The sequence below is a fragment of the Streptomyces sp. NBC_00414 genome (genome assembly GCF_036038375.1).
Classification (GTDB): domain Bacteria; phylum Actinomycetota; class Actinomycetes; order Streptomycetales; family Streptomycetaceae; genus Streptomyces.
On the sequence record NZ_CP107935.1, the window covers coordinates 4152232 to 4177071 of the forward strand.

A 24840-nucleotide genomic window follows, 5' to 3' on the forward strand; every position below is an offset into this window, starting at 1 on the left:
CCCTTACTGCGTGCACGGTGGCCGGAACGTCACAGTGCGAAGTGGCCGAAATCTACATGGGGATGACGCCCAGTCGGTCCAGGAACCGGAAGAAAAGCATCTCGGCCGAGGGGTTCGCGTCGGATCTGAGGACGTCGAGGAGACGTTCCTCGGACGCGTCACGGCCCGATTCGGCGGCCCAGGCGACGGCCCGCAGGACGGCGTCACCCGGTTCCAGGAAGAAGTCGTCGACGGCCAGGCCGTCCTCGTTGCCGCCCAGGTACCCGGCCATCGCGTCCCTGGCCAGACAGGTCGTCCAGGCCCCGCTGCCGGGCGCGGCCGCCTCGACGACCACACAGTCGCTGTCCATGACGTATCCGAAGAGCGCGGGCGCGCCGGTCTCCTCGGCCAGGTCGTTCATGTTGCCCACGTCCCCGGCACCGCCGTCGGGAGCGTTCGGGTACTCCCAGACCTGCCAGCCGTCGTCCGTCGTCTCGTGCAGGGTCATGCCCACCGCGCCCGACAACGCGCGTAACTCCGCGAGCGGACGCTCGCTCCTGCCCACGACGAAATACCCCCAGTAGCCCATGCCGCTCCCCCCGGTATGTCGGTTCGGCCAGCGCCGAATACACCACACACGCACAGTAGTTCGCCACCGGAACACGCAAGCCGCGTCAACTACACGGCTACGGCCAAGGCGCCGCCGCGGGCCTTCTCGTCCTGCATACGGGTCAGGCGCAGGATCACGAGAACGGCGAGGACACCGGCGATCAGATGGACCGCGTCCGCGAAGACCACCTGCCCGGCGGCGTCCCGTATCTCATCGGCCGTCTCGGCCAGGCGGTAGGAGGTGGCGGCCGTCCGGTCGGCGACCAGCGAGACGACCCAGAGCGTCCACCAGGTGTTGACCAGGCCGTGGGACGCCCGCCCGGCCGGGCTGCTCGCGTCCCAGACGTCCTCCATGATCCGGCGCGGAAACCACAGGTTGACGATGGGCACGAACCAGCTCCAGCAGGTCCAGCCGCGCTTCATCCGGTGCCCGAACGGGTTGAACACCTCGGCGTTGACCCGCGCCCGCTGGAACCAGACGAGGAAGAGGACCGCGGCCACGACGAGCGCGGTCACCTGCACGATCCCGGACGCGGTGTAGAGGGTGTCCGTACGGTCGATCTCCGCGGTGGGCACCGCGCCGAACCCGTCGCCCACCAGCCGGTCCGCGACGTCGTACGTCAGACAGCCGGCCCAGACCGCGAAGAGGTCGGCGGCGGCGGCCACCCCGACCGCCACGGCGGCGGCCTTCCCGAGCCCGACGGGCGAACGCAGCCAGGCGGGGCCGTGCGGAAGGTGCATGGGCGTGGCGCCGTACGCTCCCGCCTGGGCCGGGTGGACGGGGTGGACGGGCTGAGCCGTGGCGCCGACGCAGTTCCGGCAGAGGGTGCCGCCCGGCGTCGGGGCGTTCTGATGGCAGTGGGCGCAGAGCATGGGTGAGCGGTCCCCCGAGGGTGCGTGCACAAGGCGCAGAGCGTGAACCGGGCGCAGTGCGTGGACGGGGCGCGCCGAAGAGGCGCGCGAAGAAGCCGGGCGCGCCCTCTCCCCAGAGGCCTCGCGCGGCCTGGGGAACATACGGTCCGCGCACCCCGCCCGTCCACTCGGAATCCGGCCGACGCGCAGGTCGGCCACCGTGCGGACCGGCGGCCGGACCGGACCCTCCCGGACCGGCCGCCGCGGACCGGACGGTCCCTCAGCCCAGCTTCCCCGCCAGCCCCTTGAAGTCGGCCCACGACGACGTGGGGGTGCGCGGGTCCCACAGCTTCTGCGTCAGCGCCCGCAACGGCATCCGGATCCCCGCCGCCACCTGGGCCTGCGTCTGGGAGCCCGAGAGGTCGCACCAGACGGCGAAGGACGCGCCGAGGATCTGGTCGTCGTACTCCTCGGGCACCGGCTTCGTCCCGCGTACGACGAGGGGCGTCCACTGCTCGTAGATGCGCTGTCCGGTCGGGTAGACGAAGGTGTTGGGCTGCCCGAGGACGTAGTAGAGGTACTCGTCGTTGTAGTTGAGCATCTCGCGCCCGAACCGCAGGTACTCCGTGGGCTGCCGTGCGCCTATCTCCTTGCCGGTCCAGTACGCGACCTGGAGGTCCTCGTCGGCCTGGACGGTGCCCCCGGCGAAGATCCCGTCGTTCCAGGCGCGCATGGTCCGGTCGTGGCCGCGCACGGTGTCGGCCCGGTCGTTGAGCCACCCGGTCGCCAGGTCGGCGATCCCCGCACCGGATCCGTACGCCTTCGTCGCGGCGGCGGCCAGCTGCGGGTAGGAGGCCGAAGGGTTCGCCACCGTCAGCGCCTGGTACTCGTCGGCGCCGAGGTGCCAGTACCGCCCGGGGAAGAGGTCGGCGTACTCGTTCAGCAGTTCGTCCACGATCTTCGCGGCGGCGGGCTTGGAGATGTCGAGCGCGCCCTTCGAGGCGACACCCGCGGTGTTGCGCAGTTGGAGGTCCGGGTGCGCGGCTATGACCGCGCCGAGGTGTCCGGGCGAGTCGATCTCGGGCACGACGGTGATGTGACGGCTGGCCGCGAGCGCGAGGATGCGCCGCACCTCGGCCTTCGTCAGGTGCTCCTTCGAGACGATCTCGGGGTGCGAGTCGGAGGCGATCCGGAAGCCCTGGTCGTCGGAGAAGTGCAGACCGAGCTGGTTGTACTTGAGATCGCCCAGCTCACGTATGCGGTCCTCGATCCAGGCGGCGGTGAAATGCTTGCGCGCGATGTCCAGCATGAACCCGCGCTGCGGCTTGGCCGGCGAGTCGCGTACGACCCCCTCGGGCGCCGTGGCGTTCCCGTGGACCTCCTGCTTGAGCGTGCGGGTGCCGTGGAAGACGCCCGCCTCCTCCGTACCGCTGATCCGCACCCGCCCGTCCTCGACCCGCAGCGTGTACGACTCCGCGTTCGCGTCCTCGTCCGTGAGGTTCAGCCCGACGTCCCCGGCGCGCGCCTCGCCCTCCCCGGCGTAGGTCAGTCCCAGTTCCTTCGCGAGCAGCCGTCCCTCGTCGGCGAGCGCCCCGTCGCCGACGACCACGCGTCCGCCCTTCGCCGGGCGCCAGCCCGGCCCGCGGGCGGCAGTGTGCTCGCGCACGGCCGGGATCGTCCGGGGCGTCCGTGACATCGGATACGTCCGACTGGGTGAAGGGGTCGGGGAGGCGGCAGGCGCCAGAGCGCTTCTCCCGCCGGAGGGCCGCCGGGTCGAGGGCGTGCCCGAGTCGCCGCTCGGCCAGAGCCCGACGGTCAGCGCGGCACCCGCCACGACCGCCACGACGCCCGCACCGACCAGCAGAGGCTTCCTGTGGGCCGAAGCCGGCCCTCTGCGCCTACGCCGCCCATTCACCACGGACCACTCACGCTCCGATCGCTCTCCGAGACCTGTCCCCGTATCCCCGTACGCTGTACTTCCGCTGTGAACCTAAGCCCCCTTACCCGGTGCCGCCGTCCACCATCTGTCCTGAAACTCTCCCTTACGGGTGAAGTTCGGGCATCTCTCGGACAGCTCCCGCCAAGTCTCGATAGCGTTGAAACCACATCTCTCACTTGATTCCCTTGCTTCTCCCGATCCCCTGCCGAACCACGCGTGGCGCGCATCCGGGCGCCGCCGAACCGCCGAGGAACCCACGCTGCCCGCGCACCGTCCTTCCCGTCTCCCCGGCCAGGCCGTCGCCACACCGGAGTCGCCCGGACACCGTCCCACCGGCCTGGACCGGTTCAACGCCCTGCCCGTGGACCGCGCCGAGCACACCCTCCTGGCCTGCTGCGGCAGCTACCGCTGGGCCCGCCGCGTCGCCGCGCACCGCCCCTACCCGGACCTGGACTCCCTGCTGGCCGCGTCCGACGAGGCGGCGTACGACCTGACGCCCAATGACGTCGCCGAGGCCCTGGCCTGCGAGTCCCTCACGCTCCTCCCGGACGGCGCGTACTCCGCCGCGCACACGGCCCTGAGCGCCGCCCACGCGGCGTACGAGAGCCGTTTCGGCCATGTTTTCGTGATCTGTCTGGACGACACGGCCCCGGAGGACTCCCCCGACCTGGTCCTGACCGAGATCAGCTCCCGCCTCACGAACGACCCGGACGAGGAGCGGGCCCACACCACAGAAGAACTACGCCGCCTGGCCAGAGGCCGCCTGACCAGATCACTGAGGGGCGCGGCCTCCCGCCTCTAGGGGTCGCGGGGAACGGCGCAGTCTTTGCCTTTCAGGGGCGCGGGGAACGGCGCAGTCTTTTTGTCTTGAGGGGCGCGGGGAACGGCGCAGTCTTTTTGTCTTGAGGGGCGCGGGGAACGGCGCAATCTTCTGACTTTGAGCCGCACGGACAACGGCACGGTCCCCCGACCCCAGGGGCGCGGGGAACGGCGCAGTCTTCGGCCTTCAGGGGCGCGGGGAACGGCGCAGTCTTTGGCTTTGAGGGGCGCGGGGAACGGCGCAATCTTTCAGGGGTGCGAGGAACGGCGCGTAAAGACAACGCATCCGGAATAGCCCATACGTACCTCTTTGCCTGCCAGTTCGATCACATCGGTAGGCCCGCCGTAAACGTTCCGACAACACGTCGCTACGATGGCCAGGGCCGGTGGACCGTACCCGGCCGGGCCAGGTCGACATCGAAGCCGGCAGGCCCCAATCCCCGCTCCCGGAGGGTTCTTCCGTGCCGGCTGGAACGCTGTACCGCGGCCGGGAAGGAATGTGGTCCTGGGTGGCTCATCGAGTCACCGGCGTCCTCATCTTCTTCTTCCTGTTCGTACACGTCCTGGACACCGCTCTCGTGCGTGTCTCCCCCCAGGACTACGACAAGGTCGTAGCCACCTACAAGACGCCGATCGTCGCGCTGCTGGAATACGGCCTCGTCGCCGCAATCCTCTTCCACGCGCTCAACGGCCTGCGCGTGATCGCCGTCGACTTCTGGTCGAAGGGCCCGCGCTACCAGAAGCAGATGCTCTGGACCGTCGTCGGCATCTGGGTCGTGCTGATGATCGGGGCCCTGTACCCCGTCCTCGGCCACGCCGCTCGTGAAGTCTTCGGGAGCTGACGCGCAAGATGTCGAACAACACAGGCACCACCGAGAAGGCCGCGTCCGGCATCGGACCCGTGGAGGGCGCGTCCCTCTACGACGTCGACAACCCGGCGCCCCTGATCGAAGCCCCGCGCAAGCGGACCAGGAAGACCCCGAAGTCCACCCGCGGCAACTTCGAGATGTACGGCTGGCTGTTCATGCGGCTGTCCGGCGTCGTCCTCGTCGTCCTGGTCCTCGGCCACCTGCTCATCCAGCTCGTCCTCGACGGCGGCGTCTCCAAGATCGGCTTCGCCTTCGTGGCGGGCCGCTGGGCCTCCCCGTTCTGGCAGGTCTGGGATCTGTTGATGCTCTGGCTGGCGATGCTGCACGGCGCCAACGGCCTGCGTACGGTCATCAACGACTACGCGGAACGCGCGGACACCCGGCTGTGGCTCAAGGGCCTGCTCTACACCGCCACGGTGTTCACCATCCTGCTGGGCACGCTGGTGATCTTCACCTTCGACCCGAACATCCGCTAGGCACGGGGCTGCGAGAATCATGAAGATCCACAAGTACGACACCGTCATCGTCGGCGCCGGCGGCGCCGGAATGCGCGCGGCCATCGAGTCGACGAAGCGCAGCCGGACCGCCGTGCTGACGAAGCTCTACCCCACCCGCTCCCACACGGGCGCCGCGCAGGGCGGTATGGCCGCCGCGCTGGCGAACGTGGAGGAGGACAACTGGGAGTGGCACACCTTCGACACGATCAAGGGCGGCGACTACCTGGTCGACCAGGACGCCGCCGAGATCCTGGCGAAGGAGGCCATCGACGCGGTCCTCGACCTGGAGAAGATGGGCCTGCCGTTCAACCGGACCCCGGACGGCACCATCGACCAGCGCCGTTTCGGCGGTCACTCCCGTAACCACGGCGAGGCCCCGGTCCGCCGGTCCTGCTACGCGGCGGACCGCACCGGCCACATGATCCTCCAGACGCTCTACCAGAACTGTGTCAAGGAGGGTGTGGAGTTCTTCAACGAGTTCTACGTCCTCGACCAGCTGCTCGTGGAGGTCGACGGCGTCAAGAAGTCGGCCGGCGTCGTCGCCTACGAACTGGCGACCGGTGAGATCCACGTCTTCCAGGCGAAGGCCGTGATCTACGCGTCCGGCGGCACCGGCAAGTTCTTCAAGGTGACGTCGAACGCGCACACGCTGACCGGTGACGGCCAGGCCGCGGTGTACCGCCGGGGCCTGCCGCTGGAGGACATGGAGTTCTTCCAGTTCCACCCGACCGGCATCTGGCGCATGGGCATCCTGCTGACGGAGGGCGCCCGCGGTGAGGGCGGCATCCTCCGCAACAAGGACGGCGAGCGCTTCATGGAGAAGTACGCGCCGGTCATGAAGGACCTCGCGTCCCGTGACGTCGTCTCGCGCTCCATCTACACGGAGATCCGTGAGGGCCGCGGCTGCGGTCCCGAGGGCGACCACGTCTACCTCGACCTCACGCACCTCCCGCCGGAGCAGCTGGACGCCAAGCTGCCCGACATCACGGAGTTCGCCCGTACGTACCTCGGCATCGAGCCCTACACGGACCCGATCCCGATCCAGCCCACCGCGCACTACGCCATGGGCGGCATCCCGACGAACGTCGAGGGTGAGGTCCTGGCGGACAACACCACGGTCGTCCCGGGCCTGTACGCGGCCGGTGAGGTCGCGTGCGTCTCCGTGCACGGCGCCAACCGCCTGGGCACCAACTCGCTGCTCGACATCAACGTGTTCGGGAAGCGCGCGGGCATCGCGGCGGCGGAGTACTCCTCCACCGTCTCGCACATCGAACTGCCCGAGGACCCGTCCTCGCTGGTCGTCGCGCAGATCGAGCGGCTGCGGTCGTCCACGGGCAACGAGCGCGTGGCGGACATCCGCCGCGAGCTGCAGGAGTGCATGGACGCCAACGTCATGGTGTTCCGCACCGAGCAGACGATCAAGACGGCCGTCGAGAAGATCGCCGAGCTGCGCGAGCGCTACCTGAACGTGTCCGTCCAGGACAAGGGCAAGCGGTTCAACACCGACCTCCTGGAGGCCGTCGAGCTGGGCAACCTGCTCGACCTCGCCGAGGTCATGGCCGTGTCCGCGCTCGCCCGCAAGGAGTCCCGCGGCGGTCACTACCGCGAGGACTACCCGAACCGCGACGACGTCAACTTCATGCGCCACACCATGGCGTACCGCGAGGTCGGCGACGACGGCACCGAGTCGATCCGTCTCGACTACAAGCCGGTCGTCCAGACCCGCTACCAGCCGATGGAGCGTAAGTACTGATGGCAACCCCGACCCTGGACAAGGCCGACGCGGCCGGCACGCCCGAGCCCGGCTTCGCCGACTCCCCGTACATCACGGCCACCTTCCGCATCCGCCGCTTCAACCCCGAGAACTCGGCGGAAGCGGTGTGGGAGGACTTCCAGCTGGAGATCGACCCCAAGGAGCGTGTCCTCGACGCGCTGCACAAGATCAAGTGGGACCAGGACGGCACTCTGACGTTCCGCCGGTCCTGCGCGCACGGCATCTGCGGCTCGGACGCCATGCGGATCAACGGCAAGAACCGGCTGGCCTGCAAGACGCTGATCAAGGACCTCAACCCCGCCAAGCCCATCACGGTCGAGCCCATCAAGGGCCTCACCGTGCTGAAGGACCTGGTCGTGGACATGGAGCCCTTCTTCCAGGCGTACCGCGACGTGATGCCGTTCCTCGTCACGAAGGAGACGAACGAGCCGACGCGCGAGCGTCTGCAGTCGGCGGAGGACCGGGAGCGGTTCGACGACACGACGAAGTGCATCCTCTGCGCCGCCTGCACGTCCTCGTGCCCGGTGTTCTGGAACGACGGCCAGTACTTCGGCCCGGCCGCCATCGTGAACGCCCACCGCTTCATCTTCGACTCGCGCGACGATGCCGGTGAGCAGCGCCTGGAGATCCTCAACGACAAGGACGGCGTGTGGCGCTGCCGCACGACGTTCAACTGCACGGACGCCTGCCCGCGCGGCATCGAGGTCACAAAGGCGATCCAGGAAGTGAAGCGAGCCCTGATCACCCGCCGCTTCTGACCTTCCCGACCGCACGCGACGAAGGCCCCGCCTCCGGATTCCGGAGGCGGGGCCTTCGTCGCGGCCGGGCTGCTCGTACCCGTACCCCTACCAGCGCAGTTCGCCGGTCTCGTCCTGGAGGGTGCCCGTGGGGCCGTTCGTGTCGAGGGTCGCCAGGCGTACGACTGTCGCGGCGCTCTCCTCCACCGGGCGTCCGATTCCGAGGGCCGCGGTCATGTCGGTGGCGGTGGTGCCGGGCTCAAGCGCGTTGAACTTGATGCCCGGCTGGGACTTGGCGTACTGGACCGTGAGCATGGTCGCCGCCGACTTGGAAGCGGAGTACAGCGCGAAGGGCACGTTGAATTCCGGCCGGTCGGGGTTGTTCACCGCCCAGAACGATCCGAGGCTGCTCGACACGTTGACCACGTTGGGGTTCGAGGACTTGCGCAGCAAGGGAAGCGCCGCTTCCGTGACCCGCACCACTCCCACCGCGTTGGTGTCGAACACGCGCAAAGCCTCGGGACCGTCGATGGTCTGATTTCCGAGGACGCCCGCGTTGTTCACCAGGACGTCGAGCCGGCCCTCGGCCGAGTCGATCGTGGCCAGCGCCTTGCTCACCGACGCGTCGTCGGTCACGTCGAGTTGCACGAATCGCACGCCGAGCGTCGCCGCGGCCTTCTCTCCCCGCTCGACATCACGAGCACCTATGTAGACGACGTGGCCCAGCTCCGAAAGCTGCTTGGCCGTCTCGTAACCGATGCCCTTGTTGGCCCCGGTGATCAGTGTGATGGTCATTGCGTATCCTCACTTAGTATAGGAATTGCGTGGATTGGCCAAGGTTTAATGGCTATTTGCTTCATTTGCCCAACTTGCCCCGATTGGGGAGTCAGGCGGTCAGTTGCCGGAGGAGTTCGCCGGCGTCGTGCAGGGCGGTCATGTGCACGAAGCGCCCGTCGCGGACCTGGTAGACGGCGTACTCGACGATCTCGAACGAGGCACCGGTGGGAGCCACGCCGAGCCACTCCTTCACCGGCGTACCGGTGTTGACCAGACGCGCGGCCAGACGGTCGCCGTCGAAGAGCAGTTCCTTGAGCTCCCAGTGGAGGTCCGGAACCGCGTCCACGTCGCGCTTCTGCACCGCGAGGAGGTCGTCCCGGGTGGCCGGCTCACCGTTCAGCGTGGTCCGGTCGTTGATGAACTCGGCCATGCCGTCGACCTTGTGGGCGTTGAGCGCCTCGATGTAGCGCAGGTAGAACGCCCGCAGATCACTGTCGGACATGAGGTGACCCTTCGGTGGGATGCGGGGGATGCGGAGGATGGGCAGGATGCGTGGGAAGTGGGTGCCCGGGGGGGGGCGGTCGTGCCTCTCAGATCTGGTTGAGGCCGCCGTCGACGTACAGGCTCGAACCGGTGACGAAGCTGCTCTGCCCGGAGGCCAGGAAGGCCACGGCGGCGGCGATCTCCTCCGGGCGTCCGAGCCGGCCCAGCGGCACCCGCGTCGCCAGGTGCCGCTTGAACTCCTCCGGGGTGGCGGTGAGTCCTGCCAGGGCGGGCGTGTCGGTCGGGCCGGGCGTGACGGTGTTGACCCGGATGCCGCGGCCCTTGAGTTCGCTGGCCCAGGTCCGGGCGAAGGACCGGGTGGCGGCCTTGGTCGCCGCGTACACGCCGAGCCCCTCATCGCCGACGTCCACGTTGGTGGAGCCGTTCAGGATGACCGAGGCGCCGTCGTTGAGCAGCGGGAGCGCCTTTTGCACGGTGAACAGCGTGCCCCGGACGTTGATGCCGAAGAGGGTGTCGAAGTGCTCCTCGGTGACCTGTTCGAGCGGCGCGAGCGAGGCGACGGAGGCGTTCGCGAACAGGACGTCCAGGCCCTGCCCCCGGGCGCGGATCGTCTCGTAGAGGCGGTCCAGGTCGGCCAGGTTCGCGATGTCGCCGGTCACCGCGGTGACCGATGAACCGATCGCTTCGACGGCCGCGTCGAGTTCGGTCCCGCGCCGGCCGGTGATGAACACGTGCGCGCCCTCGGCCGCCAGCCGTACGGCACCGGCCAGGCCGATACCGGTGCTGCCCCCGGTGACGAGAGCGGTCTTCCCATCGAGCAGTCCCATGCGACCAACCCTTCCGAGTTCTGTAGCGATCACTGCAGAACTCGAACGGTAGCACTTCTGTAGCGATCCCTACAGAAGGCGTAGACTGTGGGGGTGGACACGGAGAGGAAACAGAGCGGCCCTGTCGGCCGGCCGCGGGGATTCGACGCCGACGAGGCCCTTGAGCGCGCCATGCTGGTCTTCTGGGGGCACGGCTACGAGGGGGCCAGCACCGCCAACCTGACGAGCGCGATGGGCATCTCCACCACCAGCATGTACGCGGCCTTCGGCAACAAGGAGAAGCTGTTCCGCAAGGTCCTGGAGCGCTACACCGAAGGCCCGAGCGCCTACCTGGTCCGGGCCCTGGAGGAGCCGACCGCCCTCGGCGTCGCCACCGCGATCCTGGCCGGAACCGTGCGGACCACCACACGCCCGGCCGGCCCTCAGGGGTGTCTGGGCGTCCAGAGCGCCCTGAGCGTCAGCGACTCCGGGCAGGAGATCCGCGACCTCCTCGTCGCCTGGCGCAACGACGGATACTCCCGCGTCCGGGAGCGGTTCCAGCGAGCCGTCGACGAGGGCGACCTGCCCGCGGGCACCGACGCCGGCCTGCAGGCCCGCTACCTCACCACCTTCGCCCACGGCCTCGCCGTACAGGCCGCCGGCGGCGTCTGCCGCGACGAACTCCAGAAGCTGGCCGACGCCGCCCTGCGCAACTGGCCACTCACCTGAGCCACCCGCGTCGGCACCCCGGGGCGCCACACGAGTGACCGCCCGGCGTCCACCCCGCCGCCTCCCCCGTCACCTCCGCCCGGCGACCTAATCTGACGACATGTCAGACGATGAGTCGTACGAACTGCTCGGTTTCGACAACGTCCTCCTCCCCGTCGGCAATCTCGACGAGGCCGTGGACTTCTACCGGCGGGCCGGGTTCGCGGTCGGGTTCCGGCTCGACGAGGCCGGGATCGCCGGGCTGAAGGTCGGCAAGGAGACCCCCGGCGTGCTGCTCCGCCTGGAGGGGGAGCTCGGGCACCGGCCGCCCGCCTGGGCCTCGCCCCGGGTGTGGCTGGAGGTGCGGGACGCCAGGGCAACGGCGGACGCGCTCGCCGCGGCGGGCGTCCAGCCCCTCGACGCACCCCTCTCCGTGGCCACCGGCTGGACCGTCGAGGTCGCCGACCCCTGGGGCAACGTCATCGGCTTCACCGACTACACCAAGCGGCCGGAGCTGGCCCGCACCGGCTGAGACCCGGTCCCACCCGCTGAGCCGCACGTCACACCCACCCCTCCCGCAGATGACTTGAACGTGTTCAAAAACAGGTCTACATTCTCTCTCGACAGCCTTTTGAACACGTTCAAGAAGGCGTCCGAGAAGAAGAGAAGCAGTCGAGAAGGGGCGGGGACATGGACCTCACGGTCGTTGCGTATGTCATATATCTGCTGATCAGCGTCGCGCTGACGATCTGGGTGGCACGGACGCTCAGCCACAACGGGCGGATCTTCCTGGCCGATGTACTCCAGGGGAACGAGAAGCTCGCGGACGCCGTCAACCACCTCCTGGTGGTGGGCTTCTACCTGGTGAACCTCGGCTTCGTGGTGCTCTATCTGAACCAGGACGACGAGATCGCCGACGCCCGCGGCGTCTTCGAGGCCCTGTCGACCAAGCTCGGAGTGGTGCTCCTGGTCCTCGGCGCCATGCACCTGGGCAACGTGTACGTGCTCAACAAGATCCGCCGCCGGGGCGTCATGGAGCGCGAGCAGCAGCCGCCCGTGCCGCCGCAGGGCTGGGTCGCGCCGGCGGGCAGGGCGTGACCCCGGTGGCAACCGCCGCAGGCCCGGACCGGGACGCCGTACGCGTCCCGGTCCGCGGGCTCACCGTCCTGTACGACGCCCAGTGCTCGCTCTGCGCCTTCCTGCGCGACTGGCTCGTACGGCAGCGGCAGTTGGTCCCCCTGGAGCTGGTGGCCGCCGGTTCGGAAGAGGCCAGGCGCCGCTACCCCGGGCTCGACCACGCCGCGACGCTCGACGAGATCACCGTGATCGGGGACTCGGGCCAGGTGTACCTGGGGACCGCCGCCTGGGTCGTCACCCTGTGGGCGCTCGCCGATCACCGCCCGACGGCCCACCGGCTGAGCACCCCGGCCGGGGCCCGTCTGGCGCGGGGCGTGGTGCTCGCCGCCGCCAAGTGGCGCGAGGGACAACGGGCCCGCCGGGAGGGGTACTGGGGCGGGGGCGCGTACACCGCGGCCGGCGGATGGTCGTACGTCCCGGCCCTGGGCTGGACCTACAACCCGCCCGCCTGCGACAGCGACACCTGTCCGCCTCGTTAGGCTCTGTCCCGTGCCAGCAGCGAAAGACAGTGCCCCCAGCCCGGACGGCCCCGCGGTGCCCGAAGGCCACGCCGTGCCCGAGGGCTCCGGCGTGGCCGGCGGCCCCGGCTCCCCGCGTACGCCCGCCAAGAGCGAGCAGACCCGGGCCCTGATCCTGGAGACGGCGATGCGCCTGTTCCAGGAGCGGGGTTACGAGAAGACGACGATGCGGGCCATCGCCAAGGAGGCCGGGGTCTCCGTCGGCAACGCGTACTACTACTTCGCGGGCAAGGAGCACCTGATCCAGGGCTTCTACGACCGTATGGCCGTCGAGCACCGGGCGGCGGTCCGTGAGGTCCTGGACCACGAGCGGGATCTGGAGGCGCGGATCGCCGGGGTGCTGAAGGCGTGGCTGGACGTGGCGACGCCGTACCACGAGTTCGCGGTGCAGTTCTTCAAGAACGCCGCCGATCCGGACAGCCCGCTCAGTCCGTTCTCGCCCGAGTCGGAGCACGCGCGCCTGGAGGCCATCGGCGTCTGCAGCGAGGTGCTCAGCGGCTCCAAGGCGAAGATCCCGGAGGAACTGCGGGAGGTGCTTCCCGAGTTGCTGTGGCTGTCCCAGATGGGCCTGGTCCTGTACTGGATCTTCGACCGCACGGAGGGCCGCGAACGCAGCTACCGCCTCGCCGAACGCGGCGCCCGCCTCACCTCGCTCGGTGTCTCACTGGCCCGCTTCCGGGTGCTGCGGCCCCTGGTCCGCGAGGTGCACGAGCTGTTCACGGACTTCCTGCCGGGGATGACGAACGCGTTGCCCGATCCCGCCGAACCCGCCAGGAAGTCCACGAAACAGCGCCCCTGAGGCGCCCCGCGCGGTCAGTTCACCGCGTCCACCTCGTCCTCCGCCAGCTCCACGTCGTACACCAGCGGTTCCGCGCCGACCATCACGTGGCGGGCCCGGGACGGGTGTTCCGCGGCCGTCACGGCCAGCAGGTACGAGCCCGCGGACGGGACCGAGACGATGTACGAGCCGTCGGCCAGCGAGGTCACCCGGTCGAGCTGACGGCCGCCCTTGGAGAGCAGGGTCAGCGCGGCGCCCTCGACGGGCGCGCCGTCCGGGGTGCGGACGAAGCCGTGGATCACGGTGGAACCGCCGTCGGCGCCCTTGGCGTCGGCCACGCGCGCGTGGGGCTCGGGAACGGCCTCCTCCCGGGGCTCGACCGCCAGGTGCGGCAGCCGCTTCTCCAGGCCCGCGGGCAGCCACCAGTTGGAGTTGCCCAGGAGGTGCATCGCGGCCGGCACCAGGGCCGTACGCAGGATGAACGCGTCCAGGGCGACCGCCGCCGCGAGCCCGATGCCCGCCATCGCGCCCTCCATGTCACCGCTGAGCACGAACGCGGAGAACACGCAGATCATGATCAGGGCCGCGCAGTTGATGACCCGGCTGGTCTCGGCGAGGCCGACCCGCACCGCGCGCGCGTTGTCCTTGGTGTGCACCCATTCCTCGTGCATGCGGCTCACCAGGAACACCTGGTAGTCCATCGAGAGCCCGAAGAGCAGCGACAGCATGATGACCGGCAGGAACGCGGTGATCGGCCCCTCCTTGCCGATGCCGAGGAGTTCCGTGCCCCAGCCCCACTGGAAGATCGCGACGAGCACTCCGAAGGAGGCGGCTGCCGCGATCAGGTTCATCAGGGCGGCCGTCAGCGGCACCACCAGGGAGCGGAAGGCCACCATCAGCAGCAGGAAGCCGAGCGTGATGATCGCCGCGACAAAGTAGGGCAGCCGGTCCCCCGTGACGGCCGCGAAGTCCTTGAAGACGGCGGTCACCCCGCCCACATGGGCCTCGGTCCCGGACGCCGGGATCACGTCGTCGCGCAGCCGGTCGATGAGCTGGTCCGTCTTCTCGGACTGCGGTGACGTGGTGGGCACGACCTGGATCACCGTGATGCCCCGGGCGGGCGGTGCGGCGGCGACCTGAGCGACCCCGTCGGTCGAGCGGATGGTCGAGACGAGCGCGTCCGTGTCCGCCCCGGCCCTGCCGTCCCCGCCGTCCACGACGACCTGGAGCGGCCCGTTGAAGCCGGGCCCGAAGCCCTCGGCGAGCAGGTCGTACGCCTGCCGGGTGGTCGTGGAGTCCTGGTGGTTGCCCTGGTCGGTGGCGCCGAGCCGGATCGACAGGACGGGCAGCGCCAGGACCGCCATCACGACCAGGGCGCCCGCGGCGATCGCCCGCGGCCGCTTCTGCACGTACGAGGACCAGCGGGCGGCGAGGCCGCTCGCCTCCTCCGACTCCGGTCCCTCGGCGGCCAGCCTGCGGCGCTGCCTGCGGCTGAGCACGCGCATGCCGAGCAGTCCCAGGAGCGCGGGCAGCAGGGTGGTCGCGGCGAGCACGCTCAGCACGACCGTCAGCGAGGTCGCGACGACCACACCGTCCAGGAAGCGCATGTTCATCACCAGCATCCCGGCGAGCGCGATGCACACGGTGCCGCCGGCGAACAGGACGGCGCGCCCCGAGGTGTTGAGCGCCGTGACGGCCGACTCCTCGGGTTCCATGCCGCGCAGGATGCCCCGGCGGTGGCGCGTCACGATGAACAGGGCGTAGTCGATGCCGACACCCAGGCCGATCAACGAGCCGAGCAGCGGCGCCACTTCGGGCACGTCGGTGACATGGCTGAGCAGCGAGGTCGCCATCAGACCGGTGCCGAGGGCGGCGATCGCGACGACGAGCGGCAGCAGCATCGCGAAGAGCGAGCCGAAGGCGAGGAAGAGGACGACCGCGGCGGCCAGGATGCCCACCATCTCGGCGATGCCGGTGGGCGGTTCCTGGGTCCGGGTGATCGCCTGGCCGCCCAGTTCCACCTGGAGCCCGGCACGTTCGGCGTCCTGCGCCGTGTCGACGACGTCCTCCACGAGCGCCTTCGGCACGCCGTTGGCCTGTTCGGTGAAGGTGATCTGGGCGTACGCGATCCGCCCGTTCCCGCTGATCTGCGGGGTCCCCTGGGCGGCGTACGGGCTGCTGACCTCGCCGACGCCCTTCATGCGCCCGATCTCCTCCAGCGCGGGCTCGATCCGCGAGCGTACGGACTGGTCCCGTACGGTCCCGTCGTCGACCTTCCACACCACCGTGTCGGTGTCGCCGGACCGCTCCGGGAATGCCTTCTCCATCAGGTCGTACGCGCGCGTGGAGTCCGTGTTCGGAAGGGTGAAGGTGTCCGCGTAGTTCGTGCCCGCGGCGGAGCCCGCGAAGCCCAGCCCCAGCAACGCCCCCACCCACAGAATCAGGACCACCAGCCGGTGCCGATAGCACCACCGTGCCAATGTCGTCACGCCTCAACGCTCCTTAGTCGGTCAGTCGGTCGGTCCCCCAGGTCCTGCGGCTCAGCATCGGGGCGGCGCGGTCCCCAAGACATGACCCGGCCATGACTCACAAGGAACTCCAAAGGGGGAGCCGGTCCCGTTGTCGGTGCCCGCGCCGATACTGGGGGCATGACCGCTCACGAGGGGGCGACCGTGCTGGTCGTCGAGGACGAGCCGAGCATCGCGGACGTCCTGACCATCGCCCTGCGCTACCACCGCTTCGAGGTGATGACGGCCGGGACCGTCCGCCAGGCGCTGACCATGGCCGAGCGCACCCGCCCGGACGCCGCGCTCCTCGACGTGATGCTCCCGGACGGCGACGGCCGGGCGCTGGGCCGTGAACTGCGCGTGAAGCAGCCCGACCTGGCCCTGGTGTTCCTCACCGCGCGGGACGCGCCCACGGAGATCGTCGGCGCGCTCTCCTTCAGCGACGACTACATCACCAAACCGTTCAACATCGACGAGGTGATCGCCCGGATCACCGCCGTCCTGCGCCGCACCCGGCCGGCCGACGTCCTGCCCGAGCGCCCCCCGCTGCGCTACGGCGACCTCGAACTGGACGAGACGACGTACTCGGTGCACCGCGCGGGCCGCACGGTCGAGCTGACCCCCACCGAGTACGCCCTGCTGCGCTTCCTCGTGCGCAACGGCGGGCGGATCGTGCCCAAGGAGCAGCTCCTGCGGCACGTCTGGCAGTACGAGCACCCGGCGGAGTCGACCGTCGTGGAGACGTACATCAGCTATCTGCGGCGCAAGCTCGACGCCCTGGGCGCCCCGGTGATCACGACCCGGCGCGGCGTCGGATACGGGCTCGCATGATCCTCCAGCGCTGCCGCGGCCACGGCCTCCACTCGCTGCGCGGCAAGCTGACGGTGGCCAACGTGGCACTGCTGGCGCTCGGCATCGTCATGGCGACGGCGGTGAGCCTGATGGGCATGCGGTACTACCTGCTCGACCAGGTCGACTCGGAGCTGCTCCGGATGCGGGACTCGCTGGAGAGTACGCAGCTGACCGCGCGGCAGATCGACTCGCTGAGCGCGCTGGCCTTCGTCCGGGAGGGGAGGGCGCCGGAGGCGCAGGGCCCGCCGGACGCGGACTCGCTGTTCGCGGTGGTCGACCCCGAGGGCCGGGCCCTCACCCTCGGCACCTTCGAACCGACCCCGAACCAGCGTGCGCTCGCCGCGGCGGTGGGCCGTCCCCGCGAACTCACCGGCGACGCGGACCCGCGCGACGTGACGGTGGACGGTTCCCCGTTCCGGGTGATCGGCGCCTCCCTGCCCGACGGGTCCGTGATCCTGGTCGCCGGCTCGACCGACGCGCTGCACAAGGGAATGGCCAAGGCCCTCAAGCTCGACCTGTTCTTCGGGGTGCTGCTGCTGGCGCTGCTCGCCGTGCTGACGATGTGGAGCGTGAGCCGGCGCCTGCGGCCCCTGGAGGACATGGTGGAGACCTCCTCGGCGATCGCCGAGGGGGATCTGGCCCGCCGGGTGCCCTCCAGCCACCACCCCACCCAGGAGGTCGAGCAGCTGCGGCTCGCCCTCAACTCGATGCTCCAGCAGGTCGAGTCGGCGTACCGCACCCGGGAGCGGAGCGCGGCCCAGCTGCGCCGGTTCGTCGCGGACGCCTCGCACGAGCTGCGTACGCCGCTTTCGGCGATCCGCGGCTATCTCCAGCTGTACGACAAGGGCATGCTGCGGGAGCCCGCCGAACGCAAGCGCGCCTGGGACCGGATGACCGGGGAGGCCGACCGCATGGGGCGGCTGGTCGACGAACTGCTCACCCTGGCCCGCCTCGACCAGCAGCCCGAACTGCGCTTCAAGAACGTCGACCTGAGCCGTCTGGTGCGCGACGCGGCGGAGGATCTGCGGGCCCAGCAGCCCGGCCGCCCTGTCTCGGTGAGCGCCGAGGGAGCCCTTCTCGTACGGGCTGACGAGTCGGGTCTGCGGAAGATCCTGGGCAACCTCGTGGCGAACGTGCGCACCCACACGCCTGCCGATGTCGCGGTCGCCCTCGCGCTGGAGCGGGTCGAAGGGGTCGTGCGGGTGTGCGTCGCCGACGAGGGGCCGGGGCTGGCCGAGGAGGATGCCGCGCGCATCTTCGACCGGTTCTTCCGGGCGGGCGGGGGTGCGGGGAGCGGGCTGGGGATGGCCATCGTGCAGGGGGTCGCGGCGGCGCACGGGGGTGAGGTGACGGTGCGGACCTCGCCGGGGGCGGGGCTGGCGGTGACGGTGACGCTGCCGTCCGGGCTGTGTGCGGGGTGAGTTCCTCCGGGGGTGCGTGGTGTGGTGCGGGCCGGTGAGGGCCGGCCGCGCGGGGCTCACCGGGGCGCCGGGGCCGGGGCCGGGACCAGGGCCCAGATGGTTTTGCCGTGTCGGCCCCGGCTCCAGACACCCCACGCCGTCGTGAGGCTCTCGACCAGCCGCAGCCCCCGCCCCGACTCCTCGTCGCGCTCCCCGACCGGCCGCAGCCGAGGCTGCACGGCGCTCTCGTCGGACACCTCTATGAGGCAGGACCCGTCCGCGAGCGTGGTCACCGCGACCTCGAACTCCCGCTCCAGCAGCGGCGCGTGCCGCACCGCGTTCGTCGCGAGTTCGGACACGAGCAGCACCACGTCCTCGTACGCCTGCTCCCCCGCGCTGTGCCCCCAGTTGGACAGATGGTCGCGCACCCGGCGTCGCGCGAGTCCGACAGAAGCCGGGTGCCGGGGCAGCCGGAAGGAGTTGCGTCTCAACACGTTTGCTCCTCACCCCGCGCACGCCTCCGTCACATGATGCTGCGTGACGCGGGCCCGATGCGTCACGCGCGCAATTGCAACCCTGCGTGAACGCGTCAGGCGGCCGGCGGCCGGATTCCGCCGGGGCTCCACAACCGGAACACCCGGTGCCGTCCGGCAGGGACGCCGACCGGTCTCGTCCCCACTGCTCAGCACACGTTTCACCCGCTGCCGCGGCCCGCCGATCCGCACCTCGCGCGTGCCGGTTCACCGGATCCTGTGAAGGTCTCCCGCCGTACGGTCGCGGCCGTACGCGCCGCCGACTGGCCAGAAACCAGCTGGTCGGCGCCCTCGGACCGGCCCCTCAGGCCTGCTTGGAGGCCAGCTCCACGACCGTGATGTCGGACGGCGCCCCCACCCTGGTGGGCGGCCCCCAGGCACCGGCGCCCCGCGACACGTACAACTGGGTGTCCCCGTAGCGCTCCAGACCGGCGAGGGTCGGATTGGCCAGGTCGGCGATGAAGTTGCCGGGCCATAGCTGCCCGCCGTGGGTGTGCCCGGAGAGCTGGAGGTCCACCCCGTGGTCCACCGCGTCGTGGATCTGCACCGGCTGGTGGGCGAGCAGGACACACGTGCGGTTCCGGTCGCGGTCCCCGAGGGCCTTCACGAAGTCGGGCCCCTGCCCCTCGTCCTCCCCGGCGATGTCGTTGACACCGGCGAGGTCGAAGTGGGCCAGCTCGGTGCGGGCGTTCTCCAGCGGCCGCAGCCCCAGTTCCCGTACGCGCGCGACCCACTCCTCGGCGCCGGAGAAGTACTCGTGGTTCCCGGTGACGAAGAACGAGCCGTGCCGTGCCCTCAGTTGCGCGAGCGGCGCGGCGGCGGGCCCGAGGTCCTTCACACTGCCGTCGACGAGGTCGCCCACCACGGCGATCAGGTCCGGCTGCGTCGAGTTGATCGTGTCGACGACCTTCTGGGCGAAGCCGCGCCCCAGCACGGGCCCGAGGTGGATGTCGCTGACGACGGCGATCCGGTACCCGTGGGCGGACCTCGGGAGCTTGGCCAGCGGCACGGTGACCCGCTTCACCTTGGGCCCGCTCAGGACGCCGTAGGTCCCGTACCCCACGGTGCCCGCGGCGGCGACCGCGGCGGCCCCGCCCACGACACGTGAGACGAAGAGACGGCGCGAGGGGCTCGCGGGCGCGGGTTCCCGTGCCGACGCCGACGTCGGCGTCCCGGAGGGCGGTTCGCTCTCCCGGCCCGGAGCCTCAGCCTGCGCGGGTACGGGCGCCCCCGCCGGTACGTGTGCGGCCTCGCGCACGTCCGACGGCTCCGGCTCCGGCGCGGGCGCCGAACGCCGGTCCAGCGCCCTCCGCAGCAGCGGCCGTACGGCCTCGCCGACCAGCAGCGCCAGCATGAGGTAGATCGACAGCGCCATCCACAGGAAGCCGGGCCAGGCCAGCACCTGCTGCAGCCGGAACGGGGCGCCCGTCCGCTCGGACGCGACCGCCGCGAACATCAGCAGCGGCCCGCCCACGACCGCGATCGTGCCCACCCGCCGGGAGACCCCGGGCCGCGCCGTCGTGTCGCGCACGAGCCGGCGCCACAGGTACCAGTGCAGCCCCCCGAGCACGGCCAGGGCCAGGACCATGAACACGACGACCAGGATGACCACGCGACGACTCTCCCGTTATGACGTTACGACGTTGTGCGTCACGGCGTGCCGGCGTGACGCGTACTGCGCGTTGGGGCGTTACGACGACGGCGCGTGACGCAAGGCTCGGACGCCACGCAACCCGATGCCCCCGACGACCGTCCCCAAGACAAAGGAGACGACGGCGAGTGTCAGGTGCACCCAGAAGTACCCGGTCGGATCGCCCGCGTCGTCGAAGGCGAGTCCGCTGCCGTCCTTCCACAGGTTCTTGATGAAAGTGATCCAGATGACCCAGCTCCACGCTCCGAACGCGAGCAGGAACCAGGAGACGGGACGGCTGAGCTTCATGGGTTCAGTATCGCCGTCCTCGAACGGAACCGGCGCCCGGGGTGGCGAGGAGCACGGAGCACGGCGCGGTGGCGGAAAAGCCGCTGCCGGAAAGGGCCGTGGCGAGGAGGCCCCCGCGACTTCCCGCGCGACGCCATGTACGTTCTCGACCGTGCCCGCCATGAAAAAGACCGCCAAGTCCTCCTTGCTGGTCACCTCCGCCACCCTGTTGTCGTTCTCGCTCGCGCTCGCGGTGACCGCCACCGCGCCCGCCGCCGCAGCCGCGGCGGACAAGCCGAAGCCGTCCCCGTCGGCGAGTCCCTCGGCCACCCCGCCGGCGGACATGTCGTCCGTGGGCGGCGCCCAGCTCGGACAGCCCGGGACCCAGGCGAATCTCGGCACCGGCGCGCCGGTCCTCCCGAAGGATCTGAGCGCCCGCTCCTGGATCGTCGCGGACGCCGAGTCCGGCGATGTCCTGGCCTCGCACAACGCGCACTGGCGGCTGCCTCCGGCGAGCACGCTGAAGATGCTGTTCGCCGACACCCTGCTGCCGAAGTTCCCCAAGAAGCAGAAGCACAAGGTCGTCCCCTCCGACCTGGCCGGCATGGGCGTGGGATCCAGCACGGTCGGCATAAAGGAGGACGAGACGTACTCGGTGCACGATCTGTGGCTCGGTGTCTTCCTTCGCTCCGGCAACGACGCCGTCCATGTCCTGTCCGCGATGAACAACGGTGTCGACCAGACCGTCAAGGACATGAACGCGCGCGCCGAGGAGCTCCAGGCGCTCGACACGAACGTGGTCAGCCCGGACGGCTACGACGCGAAGCGGCAGGTGTCGTCGGCGTACGACCTGACCCTGTTCGCCCGCTCCGGCCTGCAGAACGAGGACTTCCGGGAGTACTGCTCGACGGTCCGCGCGCAGTTCCCCGGCGAGACGAAGAAGAACAAGAAGGGCAAGACGACGCGCGGGTCCTTCGAGATCCAGAACACCAACCGGCTGCTGACCGGCGACTACGACGTCGACGCCTACCAGGGCATCGCGGGTGTGAAGAACGGCAACACCACGAACGCGGGCGCGACCTTCACCGGGGTCGCCGAGCGCGACGGCAAGGTCCTGCTCGTCACGGTCATGAACCCGGAGAAGCAGGAGCACGACCAGGTCTACAAGGAGACCGCGCAGCTCCTCGACTGGGGTTTCAAGGCCTCGGGCAAGGTCTCCCCGGTGGGCGAGCTGGTGCCGCCGAAGAGCGCGGACACGGGCGCGCAGCCGGGTGCGAACGCCTCCGGCGAGGCGGGCGGTTCGGGTGACGGCACGGGTAAGGGCTCAGGCAGGTCCAAGGCGGCGTCGGCCTCGTCGAAGACGGACGGTTCGGGCGGTGTCGGCATCGCCCTGGCGATCACCGGCGGCGTCCTCGTCCTGCTCGCCGCCGGTGTCTTCGTGATCAACCGCCGCTGGCCGCTGCCGGAGCTGATGCGTCGCCGCCGCTGACGTCCGCGTCGGCGGTGCCGTCCGCCACGGCCTGCTCCTCCGGGGTCTTGTGCTGCGTCGCCGTCCAGGCGGCGCAGAAGAGCAGCAGCTTGGACGTGAAGTTGATCCACAGCAGCAGTGCGACAGGCACACCGAACGCGCCGTACATGCTCTTCGCCGCGACTCCCTGGATATAGCCGCTGAGCAGCAGTTTCAGCAGCTCGAAACCGGCGGCGCCGATCAGTGCGGCGACGACGAGGCGGCGGCGCTCCGGCTGGACGCCGGGGAGCAGCGTCAACAGGTACAGGAGGAGCAGGAAGGCGGCGAGGACGGCCACGGCGAACGCGGCCACCCGCAGCAGCACCCCGCCCCAGCCGCCCTCGTCGATCCCGAGCTGCTCCGTCGTCCACCCCACCGCGGTCGACGCGAGGGTGGAGGCGGCGATCGTGACGAGCGCGGCGCCGCCGAGGCCGACGAGTACGCCGCCGTCCACGAGCTTGCGCAGGATCGGGTTCTCCTCCTCGTCCGGCAGCTCCCAGACCGCGCGCAGGCATTCGCGCATCGAGCCGACCCAGCCGATGCCGGTGAACAGCAGCAGGGCGCCCGCGATGAGTCCGACCGTGCCGGCGTTGTCGACGAGAGCGCCGATGTCGAGCTGTTCGGCGATGCCGGGGATCTGCTCGGTGATCTTGTCTTCGAGCGTCCGCACCCCCTTCTCGTCGAGGGTCGCGGCGGCGATCGCGGCGGCCACCGTGATCAGCGGGAAGAGCGCGAGGAAGCTGATGAAGGTCATCGCGGCGGCGAGCCGCGTCCACTTCACCCGGTCCAGCCGTTCGTACGAGCGCCACGCGTGCGTGACCATCAATCGCGCGACCCACGGGCCCACGCCGGGGAGCTTTTTCAGCCAGTCCATGATCCGACTCTGCCCTCGCCTCGGAAAACCAATGTCCTGGTACCCCAGAAGCGTAGGACCGTGGCGAGCACCATGCCGATGCCCGCTCCGGAAACGACGTCCGCGCGCGGGGAGGTGAACCCGAGGCCGTAGTGGCTGATGAGGATGCACAGCAGCTGCACCAGGGCGCCCGCGATGTTCACGCCGAAGAAGATCCCGTACTGGAGCAGGCCGGCGGTCGTGTGCCGGTACGTGCCCAGCGCGTTGCCCGCGTACGCGACCGAGCAGCCCGCGACGAACGACAGGGCCTTGGCGGTCAGCGGGTCGAGGCCGGCCGGACCGCGCAGCCAGAGGAAGAGGGCGAGGTCGGCGGCGTACGCGAGGAGGCCCGCGGCGGCGAAGCCGAGCAGTTCCCGGCGCTGCGGCCGACCGGTGCGGAGTGGCGGCGCCTGGCTCACCAGTTGGCCACCGCCAGGCCGTACATGGCGACCCAGGCCACGCCGATCAGGGCGAGCGCGCGGTCGCGCAGGACCACGTCCTCGGGTTCGCCCGCGGTGCCCCGGTCGGCGAAGACCGCGTACCGCAGGACGGCGAGGATGAAGGCGACCATGGAGAGCTGCCGCCAGGGCAGCACGCTGGTGTGCGGCACCCCGCCCTCCTCCAGGGCCCACAGGCAGTACCCGAGGACGGCGACGGAGGCGGCGAGCTGCCAGACGAAGCGCAGGTAGCCGACCGTGTACTCGGTGAGCAGCGCGCGCGTGGCGCCCGCTTTCCCGGCCATCTGGACGGCCTCGGAGTAGCGCTTGGCGGACACCATGAACAGCGCGCCGAAGCCGGTGGTGATCAGGAACCAGCGCGACAGCGGGATGCCGAGCGCGAGTCCGCCGATCATGGCCCGCATCAGGAACCCGGTGGTCACCACGGCCAGGTCGACGACCAGGACGTGCTTGAGGCTGACGCAGTACGCGAACTGCATGCCCAGGTAGGCGGTGAGCAGCGCCGAGGTGAGCGGCGAGCACACGAAGGCGGCCACGGTCGGGGCGACGACGGCGAGCACGATGCCCACGGCGTAGGCGACCGGTACGGGCACCTGTCCGGTGGCGACCGGCCGGTGGCGCTTGACGGGATGGGCGCGGTCGGCGTCGGCGTCCCGTGCGTCGTTGACCAGGTAGACACTCGCGGCGCAGGCCGTGAACAGCGTGAAGACGAGGGCGACCTGGATGAGGGCGTGACGGGAGAAGAGCTCGCCCGCGGCGGCCGGGGCGGCGACGACGAGGACGTTCTTGACCCACTGTTTGGGACGGGCGGTCCTGATGAGCCCCTTCAGGAGGCCGCTTCTCCGCGGGGCGGGCAGTGTTCCCTGTGTCCGATCCGGGCTCTCCGGAGCCTTCAGGACGGCCGTCTCAGCCATGGTCGCGGCCTCCCTTCATCCAGCGGGCACCGAGGCGGGCCGTCGCCGCGCCGAGGGCGGCGCCGGCCGCGACGTCCGAGGGGTAGTGGACGCCGACGACCACCCGCGACACGCACATCGCGGCGGCGAGCGCGGGCACCACGCGTGCGCCGAGCGCTCCGAAGGCCACGGCGGCCGCCACCGCGGACGTGGCGTGCGAGCTGGGGAAGGAGTGCCGGCCCGCGGTGCGGACCAGCGGCTCGACGTGGTGGGGGCGCGGACGGCGTACGAGCCTTTTCACGCCCATGCTGGCGAGGTGCGCGCCCGCGGTCAGGGCCGTGCCGCGCAGCCAGGCGCCGCGCCGCTCCCGGTCGGCGGCGGCTCCCGCGAGGCCCGCCGCGAGCCACAGCGCGCCGTGCTCGCCGGCCAGGGACAGGGCCCGCGCGGCGGCGGCGACGCGGGGGCCGGTGCCGCGGGCGTGGAGGGCCGTGAGGATCCGGTGGTCCAGGTCAGGGCGCTCGTCGTGGTGGTCCATGTGGACTCACTGTTCACGCCGACACCGCTGGAACTCCGGCAA

At 70.5% G+C, this 24840-nt stretch carries 27 protein-coding genes; 13 read left to right on the forward strand and 14 right to left on the reverse strand.

Annotated features, from left to right (window positions below; all coding sequences use genetic code 11):
- Window positions 1-52: 52 nt before the first annotated feature.
- The 3 genes from OHS59_RS17810 to OHS59_RS17820 form a co-directional block, all read right to left on the reverse strand.
- Window positions 53-568, reverse strand: a complete 516-nt coding sequence (locus OHS59_RS17810) for a hypothetical protein (RefSeq protein ID WP_328494388.1) — start codon at window positions 566-568, stop codon at window positions 53-55.
- Window positions 569-657: 89 nt separating this feature from the next.
- Entirely contained in the window at window positions 658-1461 is an 804-nt protein-coding gene (locus OHS59_RS17815; RefSeq protein WP_328494389.1) for a DUF4328 domain-containing protein, read from the reverse strand.
- A gap of 259 nt (window positions 1462-1720) precedes the next feature.
- A complete protein-coding gene (locus OHS59_RS17820; RefSeq protein ID WP_443061636.1) occupies window positions 1721-3304 on the reverse strand; it encodes a beta-N-acetylhexosaminidase in 1584 nt (527 codons plus the stop codon).
- 232 nt (window positions 3305-3536) lie between these two features.
- Between OHS59_RS17820 and OHS59_RS17825 the strand changes: the two genes are divergently transcribed.
- From OHS59_RS17825 to OHS59_RS17845, 5 genes are all read left to right on the forward strand, one after another.
- Window positions 3537-4181, forward strand: a complete 645-nt coding sequence (locus OHS59_RS17825; RefSeq protein ID WP_328494390.1) for a 2-oxo-4-hydroxy-4-carboxy-5-ureidoimidazoline decarboxylase — start codon at window positions 3537-3539, stop codon at window positions 4179-4181.
- A 478-nt stretch (window positions 4182-4659) separates the two neighbouring features.
- On the forward strand, window positions 4660-5040 hold the full coding sequence (sdhC, locus tag OHS59_RS17830; protein ID WP_210880708.1) for a succinate dehydrogenase, cytochrome b556 subunit: 381 nt from the start codon (window positions 4660-4662) through the stop codon (window positions 5038-5040).
- Between the two features lie 8 nt (window positions 5041-5048).
- Entirely contained in the window at window positions 5049-5543 is a 495-nt protein-coding gene (locus OHS59_RS17835; RefSeq protein ID WP_328494391.1) for a succinate dehydrogenase hydrophobic membrane anchor subunit, read from the forward strand.
- Window positions 5544-5562: 19 nt separating this feature from the next.
- Entirely contained in the window at window positions 5563-7317 is a 1755-nt protein-coding gene (gene sdhA, locus OHS59_RS17840; RefSeq protein ID WP_328494392.1) for a succinate dehydrogenase flavoprotein subunit, read from the forward strand.
- Window positions 7317-8096, forward strand: a complete 780-nt coding sequence (locus OHS59_RS17845; protein ID WP_328494393.1) for a succinate dehydrogenase iron-sulfur subunit — start codon at window positions 7317-7319, stop codon at window positions 8094-8096. The genes sdhA and OHS59_RS17845 overlap by 1 nt, the downstream gene beginning before the upstream one ends.
- An 87-nt stretch (window positions 8097-8183) precedes the next feature.
- On the opposite strand, the gene OHS59_RS17850 is transcribed toward OHS59_RS17845, so the two are convergent.
- From OHS59_RS17850 to OHS59_RS17860, 3 genes are all read right to left on the reverse strand, one after another.
- Window positions 8184-8870, reverse strand: a complete 687-nt coding sequence (locus tag OHS59_RS17850) for an SDR family NAD(P)-dependent oxidoreductase (protein ID WP_328494394.1) — start codon at window positions 8868-8870, stop codon at window positions 8184-8186.
- A 91-nt stretch (window positions 8871-8961) separates the two neighbouring features.
- Window positions 8962-9354, reverse strand: a complete 393-nt coding sequence (locus OHS59_RS17855; protein ID WP_328494395.1) for an ester cyclase — start codon at window positions 9352-9354, stop codon at window positions 8962-8964.
- Window positions 9355-9442: 88 nt separating this feature from the next.
- The gene (locus OHS59_RS17860; protein WP_328494396.1) at window positions 9443-10183 is read right to left on the reverse strand and encodes an SDR family oxidoreductase; all 741 of its coding nucleotides are present in this window, start codon (window positions 10181-10183) and stop codon (window positions 9443-9445) included.
- Between the two features lie 93 nt (window positions 10184-10276).
- Between OHS59_RS17860 and OHS59_RS17865 the strand changes: the two genes are divergently transcribed.
- From OHS59_RS17865 to OHS59_RS17885, 5 genes are all read left to right on the forward strand, one after another.
- The gene (locus OHS59_RS17865; protein WP_328494397.1) at window positions 10277-10891 is read left to right on the forward strand and encodes a TetR/AcrR family transcriptional regulator; all 615 of its coding nucleotides are present in this window, start codon (window positions 10277-10279) and stop codon (window positions 10889-10891) included.
- Between the two features lie 100 nt (window positions 10892-10991).
- Entirely contained in the window at window positions 10992-11402 is a 411-nt protein-coding gene (locus OHS59_RS17870; RefSeq protein ID WP_328494398.1) for a VOC family protein, read from the forward strand.
- 158 nt (window positions 11403-11560) lie between these two features.
- Window positions 11561-11968, forward strand: a complete 408-nt coding sequence (locus OHS59_RS17875; protein WP_328494399.1) for a hypothetical protein — start codon at window positions 11561-11563, stop codon at window positions 11966-11968.
- The gene (locus OHS59_RS17880) at window positions 11965-12486 is read left to right on the forward strand and encodes a thiol-disulfide oxidoreductase DCC family protein (protein WP_328494401.1); all 522 of its coding nucleotides are present in this window, start codon (window positions 11965-11967) and stop codon (window positions 12484-12486) included. The genes OHS59_RS17875 and OHS59_RS17880 overlap by 4 nt, the downstream gene beginning before the upstream one ends.
- 91 nt (window positions 12487-12577) lie before the next feature.
- Window positions 12578-13324, forward strand: coding sequence for a TetR/AcrR family transcriptional regulator (locus OHS59_RS17885; protein WP_328499251.1), 747 nt, complete (start codon window positions 12578-12580; stop codon window positions 13322-13324).
- A 14-nt stretch (window positions 13325-13338) separates the two neighbouring features.
- On the opposite strand, the gene OHS59_RS17890 is transcribed toward OHS59_RS17885, so the two are convergent.
- Window positions 13339-15783, reverse strand: a complete 2445-nt coding sequence (locus tag OHS59_RS17890) for an MMPL family transporter (RefSeq protein ID WP_328499252.1) — start codon at window positions 15781-15783, stop codon at window positions 13339-13341.
- 168 nt (window positions 15784-15951) lie between these two features.
- On the opposite strand from OHS59_RS17890, the gene OHS59_RS17895 reads away from it, so the two are divergent.
- On the forward strand, window positions 15952-16641 hold the full coding sequence (locus OHS59_RS17895) for a response regulator transcription factor (protein ID WP_328494402.1): 690 nt from the start codon (window positions 15952-15954) through the stop codon (window positions 16639-16641).
- Window positions 16638-18083 carry a sensor histidine kinase gene (locus tag OHS59_RS17900; protein WP_328494403.1) on the forward strand — a complete coding sequence of 482 codons (1446 nt, stop codon included), beginning with the start codon at window positions 16638-16640 and terminating at the stop codon, window positions 18081-18083. Before OHS59_RS17895 ends, OHS59_RS17900 begins: the two co-directional genes overlap by 4 nt.
- A 56-nt stretch (window positions 18084-18139) precedes the next feature.
- Here the strand turns inward: OHS59_RS17900 and OHS59_RS17905 are convergent, their stop codons facing one another.
- The 3 genes from OHS59_RS17905 to OHS59_RS17915 all read right to left on the reverse strand — a co-directional run bounded on the left by OHS59_RS17905 (window position 18140) and on the right by OHS59_RS17915 (window position 20534).
- Window positions 18140-18556 carry an ATP-binding protein gene (locus OHS59_RS17905; protein WP_328494404.1) on the reverse strand — a complete coding sequence of 139 codons (417 nt, stop codon included), beginning with the start codon at window positions 18554-18556 and terminating at the stop codon, window positions 18140-18142.
- 343 nt (window positions 18557-18899) lie between these two features.
- Window positions 18900-20198 (reverse strand): metallophosphoesterase, encoded by a 1299-nt coding sequence (locus OHS59_RS17910; RefSeq protein WP_328499253.1) that lies wholly within the window; start codon window positions 20196-20198, stop codon window positions 18900-18902.
- A gap of 87 nt (window positions 20199-20285) precedes the next feature.
- Window positions 20286-20534, reverse strand: coding sequence for an SCO4848 family membrane protein (locus tag OHS59_RS17915; RefSeq protein WP_328494405.1), 249 nt, complete (start codon window positions 20532-20534; stop codon window positions 20286-20288).
- A 151-nt stretch (window positions 20535-20685) separates the two neighbouring features.
- Between OHS59_RS17915 and OHS59_RS17920 the strand changes: the two genes are divergently transcribed.
- Window positions 20686-22002 carry a D-alanyl-D-alanine carboxypeptidase family protein gene (locus OHS59_RS17920; RefSeq protein ID WP_328494406.1) on the forward strand — a complete coding sequence of 439 codons (1317 nt, stop codon included), beginning with the start codon at window positions 20686-20688 and terminating at the stop codon, window positions 22000-22002.
- Here the strand turns inward: OHS59_RS17920 and OHS59_RS17925 are convergent.
- From OHS59_RS17925 to OHS59_RS17940, 4 genes are read right to left on the reverse strand one after another with little or no spacing between them, the layout of a single operon-like run.
- Window positions 21956-22894, reverse strand: coding sequence for a YihY/virulence factor BrkB family protein (locus OHS59_RS17925; RefSeq protein WP_328494407.1), 939 nt, complete (start codon window positions 22892-22894; stop codon window positions 21956-21958). The genes OHS59_RS17920 and OHS59_RS17925 overlap by 47 nt on opposite strands.
- Window positions 22882-23331, reverse strand: a complete 450-nt coding sequence (locus tag OHS59_RS17930) for a GtrA family protein (protein WP_328494408.1) — start codon at window positions 23329-23331, stop codon at window positions 22882-22884. Before OHS59_RS17930 ends, OHS59_RS17925 begins: the two co-directional genes overlap by 13 nt.
- A complete protein-coding gene (locus OHS59_RS17935; RefSeq protein ID WP_328494410.1) occupies window positions 23328-24284 on the reverse strand; it encodes a decaprenyl-phosphate phosphoribosyltransferase in 957 nt (318 codons plus the stop codon). Before OHS59_RS17935 ends, OHS59_RS17930 begins: the two co-directional genes overlap by 4 nt.
- The gene (locus OHS59_RS17940) at window positions 24277-24798 is read right to left on the reverse strand and encodes a phosphatase PAP2 family protein (protein ID WP_328494412.1); all 522 of its coding nucleotides are present in this window, start codon (window positions 24796-24798) and stop codon (window positions 24277-24279) included. The genes OHS59_RS17935 and OHS59_RS17940 overlap by 8 nt, the downstream gene beginning before the upstream one ends.
- Window positions 24799-24840 lie beyond the last annotated feature (42 nt).

Excerpts from the sequence above, each read along its gene's own strand:
- OHS59_RS17810 (WP_328494388.1), bottom strand. The coding sequence starts at position 568 with ATGGGCTACTGGGGGTATTTCGTCGTGGGCAGGAGCGAGCGTCCGCTC.
- OHS59_RS17815 (WP_328494389.1), bottom strand. The coding sequence starts at position 1,461 with ATGCTCTGCGCCCACTGCCATCAGAACGCCCCGACGCCGGGCGGCACC.
- OHS59_RS17835 (WP_328494391.1), top strand. The coding sequence starts at position 5,049 with ATGTCGAACAACACAGGCACCACCGAGAAGGCCGCGTCCGGCATCGGA.
- sdhA (WP_328494392.1), top strand. The coding sequence starts at position 5,563 with ATGAAGATCCACAAGTACGACACCGTCATCGTCGGCGCCGGCGGCGCC.
- OHS59_RS17845 (WP_328494393.1), top strand. The coding sequence starts at position 7,317 with ATGGCAACCCCGACCCTGGACAAGGCCGACGCGGCCGGCACGCCCGAG.
- OHS59_RS17850 (WP_328494394.1), bottom strand. The coding sequence starts at position 8,870 with ATGACCATCACACTGATCACCGGGGCCAACAAGGGCATCGGTTACGAG.
- OHS59_RS17855 (WP_328494395.1), bottom strand. The coding sequence starts at position 9,354 with ATGTCCGACAGTGATCTGCGGGCGTTCTACCTGCGCTACATCGAGGCG.
- OHS59_RS17860 (WP_328494396.1), bottom strand. The coding sequence starts at position 10,183 with ATGGGACTGCTCGATGGGAAGACCGCTCTCGTCACCGGGGGCAGCACC.
- OHS59_RS17870 (WP_328494398.1), top strand. The coding sequence starts at position 10,992 with ATGTCAGACGATGAGTCGTACGAACTGCTCGGTTTCGACAACGTCCTC.
- OHS59_RS17875 (WP_328494399.1), top strand. The coding sequence starts at position 11,561 with ATGGACCTCACGGTCGTTGCGTATGTCATATATCTGCTGATCAGCGTC.
- OHS59_RS17895 (WP_328494402.1), top strand. The coding sequence starts at position 15,952 with ATGACCGCTCACGAGGGGGCGACCGTGCTGGTCGTCGAGGACGAGCCG.
- OHS59_RS17900 (WP_328494403.1), top strand. The coding sequence starts at position 16,638 with ATGATCCTCCAGCGCTGCCGCGGCCACGGCCTCCACTCGCTGCGCGGC.
- OHS59_RS17915 (WP_328494405.1), bottom strand. The coding sequence starts at position 20,534 with ATGAAGCTCAGCCGTCCCGTCTCCTGGTTCCTGCTCGCGTTCGGAGCG.
- OHS59_RS17925 (WP_328494407.1), bottom strand. The coding sequence starts at position 22,894 with ATGGACTGGCTGAAAAAGCTCCCCGGCGTGGGCCCGTGGGTCGCGCGA.
- OHS59_RS17935 (WP_328494410.1), bottom strand. The coding sequence starts at position 24,284 with ATGGCTGAGACGGCCGTCCTGAAGGCTCCGGAGAGCCCGGATCGGACA.
- OHS59_RS17940 (WP_328494412.1), bottom strand. The coding sequence starts at position 24,798 with ATGGACCACCACGACGAGCGCCCTGACCTGGACCACCGGATCCTCACG.